Raw genomic sequence first — 5499 nt, forward strand, 5'->3', positions numbered from 1 at the left:
CAAGATGGCTCCAATTCAGCACAACAGCCTGATGCAAAGCATGCCATTGTTACTCTTGGCTATAAACTCAACGTTGATGGTTCTATCGCCCCCCCTCTCGAATTACGGCTGGAAAAAACTATCGAAATAGCAACCCTTAATCCGGACAGTATTATCATTGTCACAGGCGGTGTAGAGACAGCAGGGATAACCGAAGCGGAACAAATGGAACGCTGGCTTTTGAAAAGAGGAATCAATGGCAGACGGATTATCAAAGAAGATAAAGCCATCAATACGATAGAAAACGCCAAACGCAGTTTGGGGATCTTGCAGGCTCAGGAGATCAGAAAAGCTACGTTAGTCAGCGCCTCAATTCATGTTCACCGCTCCCAAGTTTTGTTTGAGACGATGCAATTTCAAAACAAAAGTAATTACCACAACAACAGCAACAACTCATTTGAGGTTATCTCTTTTGATCATATTGCTGTCAAAGATGGATTATCACCAGAGAATTTCCCTACCGGACAAACGCGAATAAATTGTTATATCGACGCAATACGCGGATATGGACTACCGGCATTTATGTGTGGCAAACACATACAAATGTAAGAACAAAAAAATAGGCCCTTCATGGGCCTTACTCTCAAACCGCACGTAGCGGATGGAGGTCAAATGCTAATAGTAAAACCCTTCATACTGGGTATATTCAAAAGGCTCTAGCTCGTATTTACTTTCAAGGAAGGTGATAAGGTCGACCAAATCAGTAACGGTCATCACATCGTTATAGCTTGGCATGATTGATTCGCCAGATCGGACGACTTCACCGGGGTCAAACCCTTGTGCAATACGGTGGCTTGGGTTAATGACCGAGATAACCAATTCCTGATACTTCTTAAGCCTTGGTACGGGGCCACCTAGCTCTACGCTCACACCGGACTCATCCAGCACTTCAGGACGCTCATAGCCTTCCATGGTATGGCAACTCAAACACTGATAATGCCGGAACAACTCTTCACCATGGGCGGCATTGCCCGGTGGCAATGTAAACGCAGCGGTATTACCACGCTCGGGCGGCGAACAACCAGTTAGTGCGGCAACTAATACTGTACCAACTAGTAATGATAAAGTTTTCATAAATCACCACCTGTCTTTTGCTTGGATTTGTTCAACAGATTCTGTGGCTATGTTAAGTGTAGGAGTGGATGTGAAGCGCTACAGGCTAGATGAACGGCTAAATCCGCCTTGGTTGATTCAGGTCAAAAAACACTTTATGTCCTGCTCAAGACCAGTTCGCACTAAGCTTGCCAACACTAACTGAGAGTCGCGAAAAAGTAGATTACCGTTAGATACGCAGTTAGGATTAACAACAAGCAACGTCTAACCAATAACACCTTATTTGTGAGAGTTACCCAAAATGTCCAACGTAGTTCAGTTCTCGGCTTTTAGCGGCAATAACAAAAGCAACACCTCTACAGCTAACAAGCCACTAAGTCCCAAGGCGTTGAGGGAGCAAGCAGCTCTAAAACAAAACAATTGCTGTTACTTTTGCGGAGAGCGGAACGAGCCTAAGGCACTCAGTTGGCTAGATAAGACAGGATTCAAAGCAAAGACACATGTTATCTGTGGCTCTTGTAGTTCCAGTGCCAAGTCTCGTTCAATGGATGAGCTGCGTATCATCCTAGCGCTGAAAGCATTGGATTTCAGAACGGTAAAACTGCAGCAGTACCTCGAATTAAGGGATAAAGGGGTACAAATAGACGGCGTACGTGAGTACAAGTTCTACTTTGAAAAGGCAGGCGATAATCCCGATCAGGTATAACAAACCTTGCTACTTACTTTAAAGTACTAATAAAACAGCCCGACAAAAGCCGGGCTGTTCTAAAAGATTTGCTCTATCAGGCGCTTTAGATAACACCCAACTCGCGCAGACGCTCCATCAGATAACTGTTCGCAGTATGGCGCTCTGACAGCACAACCTCTGGTTTAGGGTGCAGGAACAACGGGAGTGAAATACGCGCTTTCGTCTTATCCGCCCCTTCAGGGTTGATTACACGGTGCGTCGTTGACGGGAAGTAACCCCCAGAAGCTTCTTGCAGCATATCGCCGATATTGATGATCAGATTACCGAAATCACACGGCACATCCAGCCACTCACCTTCTTTAGTCAATACCTGAAGGCCTGGCTCATTGGCAGCAGGCAGAACCGTCAGCAGGTTGATATCTTCGTGGGCACCGGCACGGATAGCACCCAACTCTTCATCACCTTTTAGCGGCGGGTAGTGAAGTACACGTAGCAAGGTCTTTTCGCTTCCATCAATCATCGACGACAGCGGCTGGGAATACAATTCAGATACATTTGCCGGAGAATGCTCTTCGACCCAACCTAGTAGCTGGCTGGCCAGTTTATTGGCTTCCTCGAAGTAACGCTGCAGCTCTGCTTTTAACGTGTCTGGGCATTGACCCCATGGGTAGTAATGGAAATATTCCTTGATGTCTTTCTTGGAGTGGCCCTTAGCTACTTCCGACACTTCTGAAGGGAAAAAACCGTCCTGCGTGTCAACATTATAACGGAAGTTGTCTTTCTCTTCGGTGTTAAAAAAACCTTGCCAATTGTCATAAATCGACTGAACTAGCTGCTGCTGGATTGGGTGGTTCTTAAGAACACCAAAACCGGTATTACGGAGTGACTCGACAAAACGCTCGGCGGCATCGGGCGCATTGTAATCAACTGCTTCCAATTTCATAATTAATCTTCTTCTATCTGACTGACTCGTTATTTTTATACCAAGTAGCTTGGCTATTTTTACCGACGTAATCGGTTGCATGGCATTTTATCGTTTGCATCAACCAACCTACACAGCCATTTTGGAAACAATCTGTTCACAACAGGAAACATAAAAAAATGCCTCCGCATAAGCAGAGGCAATACCAGCAAATTACAAACACATTTAAGTAGTATGAAGACACCCAACACTGACTGAACATGACTAATGGGTAGATCGTCAGCTCAGCAGTATTAAGTTGTGCTGCAAGGTTGTGTCCTCAAGCACAGAGCCAATATAGTCGAAGCAATCCGCATAAACTTACCATTACACGCCACCACTCAATATTGCTCATTCTTCGCTATTATTGGTTGGCTTTTTCTTGGATAACGACAACGATGCCTTCAACCCGAACAACCTCGACCAAGGTTCCTGCGGGAATATTGGCCTCTGATTTGGCAGACCAGGTTGTATCGCCAAGTTGCAAGCGGCCTTGACCGATCGGAAAATCATTATCAAGTACACAGGTTTGCCCGACTAATTGCTCGGAACGTTGGTTCAAGCTGCGTTGCTCATCGCCGGCCTTATCTTTTTTGTGCTGATAACGCCACCACAACCAAGTGGTGAACAAACAGAACACCGCAAACGTCAGCCACTGCATTTCCCACCCGAGCGGCAGGAAAAACAAAATAGCCCCGACCAATAAAGCGGATACCCCAAGCCATAGCAGGTATCCAGCGGTACCTAATAATTCAAGTAGCAATAATACCAAGCCCAGCGCTAGCCAGTGCCAGACATTCATTTGCTCAAGTAGCGTGATCATGCCTGCTTACCTTTCTCACCCTCTTTATTGCGTCCCGTCTGGCTTAAGATCTCGGTGATCCCTGCAACTGAACCCATCAAGCCCGTTGCTTCCAGCGGTAACATAATAATTTTACCATTTTCAGCTTGGCCGATAGTTTTCAATGCCTCGGTGTACCCTTGGGCGATAAAGTAGTTAACCGCCTGCAAGTCCCCTTTTGCAATCGCATCAGAAACCATAGCCGTCGCCCTTGCCTCAGCTTCAGCAGCACGCTCCCTCGCCTCTGCCTGCAAAATAGCAGCTTGCTTATCACCTTCAGCACGCAAGATCTCAGATTGCTTATGACCTTCTGCGCGCAAGATTTCGGCTTGTCTAACCCCTTCAGCCTCTAACACCTCGGCACGTTTATTACGCTCAGCTTTCATCTGGGCATTCATTGCCGAGGTCAAATCAGCTGGAGGCTGAACATCTTTGATTTCGATACGAGTGACTTTTACCCCCCAAGGATTGGTTGCCTGATCCACAATCGTCAACAACCTGCCATTGATGGTATCGCGCTGGGAGAGCATCTCATCAAGCTCCATCGAACCAAGTACGGTACGGATGTTAGTAAGAGTCAAGTTGCGGATAGCATGTTCCAAATCCGTCACTTCATAAGCGGCTTTGGCAGCATCGATTACCTGTACAAAACACACTGCGTCAATTGTCACATTGGCATTATCACGCGAGATAACCTCTTGAGCAGGGATATCTAACACTCGTTCCATCATGTTGATCTTGTTACCAATCTGATCAATGAATGGCACAATTAAATTAAGGCCTGGACGGAGCGTTTTGGTGTACCGACCAAAACGTTCTACTGTCCATTCACTTCCCTGCGGAACGGTTTTGACACCAGAAGCAATAAAGACAATTGCCACGACGATAAATACGCCGACAGTGACCAAAGTATCGTACGGCATGTTACTCTCCTTAATATACAGCGTTCAGTTGGTAGTCAGAATAGCCTATGCAACCATACCAATACAATGGCTAGGCTACTGACTTTCAATAAAAAACCTTTTTCACAGGCAATTTCATTCACACCAACCATCAAACCCGAAATCGCCCAACTTGACCACGTAGTTGCTGGCATTGCCCTGCCAACTGGCCAAAGGCATCTTTGGTCATGGCAATTTTATCGACTACGCCCTGACTTTTATCGGCAATTTTCTGTACATTCTGGCTGATATCTTCACTGACTAGGCTCTGCTGCTTTGCCGCTGCTGCAATTTGCAGGTTCATATCATTGATCACTTCAATAGAATGATTAATAAGATCCAGCGACTCATTGGCTTTGTTGGCTTGGCTAACCGTTGCGATGCCACTTTCCCGACTTCGCGCCATCGCCTCTACGGCTTCTTTGGAGCCCAGTTGCAGCCGTTCGATCATCGTCTGGATTTCCCCCGTGCTCACTTGGGTTTTGCTTGCAAGAGAGCGTACTTCATCAGCCACAACAGCAAACCCCCGGCCCTGTTCACCGGCACGCGCAGCTTCAATAGCGGCATTGAGTGCTAAGAGGTTAGTTTGTTCCGCAATACCGCGGATCACATCGAGAACCGAGGCAATAGTTCCTACATCCTGCTCAAGATCCAAAATGACCTGGCTTGAACTCTCGATATCGTCCGCCAACTGGTGAATGGACTGCACCGCATCACCCAATACCGATTTTGCAGCCTTGGATTCACCATTGGCATGCTGACTAGCCTGCGCGGCCTCACCTGCATGCTGGCTAACATCGTCGATAGTCGCACTCATCTTATGGACTGCTGATGCGACATGGGCACTTTCTACTTGTTGTGCTTCGGCATGGCCGGCAACTTCCTGGGATTCATGCTGGATATTCCCCGTCGCCTTTTGCACGACTTCGAGTGTTGCAGAAACATCTAGTATTGTGTGATGGATAGTCGACACAAA

Annotated in this window: 7 protein-coding genes; 2 read left to right on the forward strand and 5 right to left on the reverse strand. The window is 46.8% G+C overall.

The window, feature by feature from the left end; all coding sequences use genetic code 11:
• Window positions 1-588 (forward strand): YdcF family protein (locus BIZ37_RS29210; protein WP_187464529.1); only part of this gene is annotated, 588 nt, incomplete at its 5' end.
• Window positions 589-654: 66 nt separating this feature from the next.
• On the opposite strand, the gene BIZ37_RS29215 is transcribed toward BIZ37_RS29210, so the two are convergent.
• Window positions 655-1113, reverse strand: a complete 459-nt coding sequence (locus BIZ37_RS29215; RefSeq protein WP_187464530.1) for a c-type cytochrome — start codon at window positions 1111-1113, stop codon at window positions 655-657.
• Between the two features lie 280 nt (window positions 1114-1393).
• Here BIZ37_RS29215 and BIZ37_RS29220 point away from each other — a divergent pair, with 280 nt between their 5' ends.
• Window positions 1394-1798 (forward strand): hypothetical protein, encoded by a 405-nt coding sequence (locus tag BIZ37_RS29220; RefSeq protein ID WP_187464531.1) that lies wholly within the window; start codon window positions 1394-1396, stop codon window positions 1796-1798.
• Between the two features lie 85 nt (window positions 1799-1883).
• Here the strand turns inward: BIZ37_RS29220 and BIZ37_RS29225 are convergent, their stop codons facing one another.
• The 4 genes from BIZ37_RS29225 to BIZ37_RS29240 form a co-directional block, all read right to left on the reverse strand.
• Complete coding sequence (locus tag BIZ37_RS29225; RefSeq protein ID WP_187464532.1) at window positions 1884-2723, reverse strand: isopenicillin N synthase family oxygenase; 840 nt, start codon at window positions 2721-2723, stop codon at window positions 1884-1886.
• A gap of 382 nt (window positions 2724-3105) precedes the next feature.
• Window positions 3106-3564: an NfeD family protein gene (locus BIZ37_RS29230; protein ID WP_107296149.1), complete on the reverse strand. Its 459-nt coding sequence runs from the start codon at window positions 3562-3564 to the stop codon at window positions 3106-3108.
• On the reverse strand, window positions 3561-4505 hold the full coding sequence (locus BIZ37_RS29235) for an SPFH domain-containing protein (protein ID WP_107296148.1): 945 nt from the start codon (window positions 4503-4505) through the stop codon (window positions 3561-3563). The genes BIZ37_RS29230 and BIZ37_RS29235 overlap by 4 nt, the downstream gene beginning before the upstream one ends.
• A gap of 130 nt (window positions 4506-4635) precedes the next feature.
• Window positions 4636-5499: methyl-accepting chemotaxis protein (locus tag BIZ37_RS29240; protein ID WP_187464533.1), on the reverse strand; the 864-nt coding region annotated here is incomplete at its 5' end.

The organism is Photobacterium sp. BZF1, from assembly GCF_014349205.1.
GTDB lineage: Bacteria > Pseudomonadota > Gammaproteobacteria > Enterobacterales > Vibrionaceae > Photobacterium.

Coding starts and splice junctions, on each gene's coding strand:
- BIZ37_RS29215 (WP_187464530.1), bottom strand. CDS start 1,113: ATGAAAACTTTATCATTACTAGTTGGTACAGTATTAGTTGCCGCACTA.
- BIZ37_RS29235 (WP_107296148.1), bottom strand. CDS start 4,505: ATGCCGTACGATACTTTGGTCACTGTCGGCGTATTTATCGTCGTGGCA.
- BIZ37_RS29230 (WP_107296149.1), bottom strand. CDS start 3,564: ATGATCACGCTACTTGAGCAAATGAATGTCTGGCACTGGCTAGCGCTG.
- BIZ37_RS29220 (WP_187464531.1), top strand. CDS start 1,394: ATGTCCAACGTAGTTCAGTTCTCGGCTTTTAGCGGCAATAACAAAAGC.
- BIZ37_RS29225 (WP_187464532.1), bottom strand. CDS start 2,723: ATGAAATTGGAAGCAGTTGATTACAATGCGCCCGATGCCGCCGAGCGT.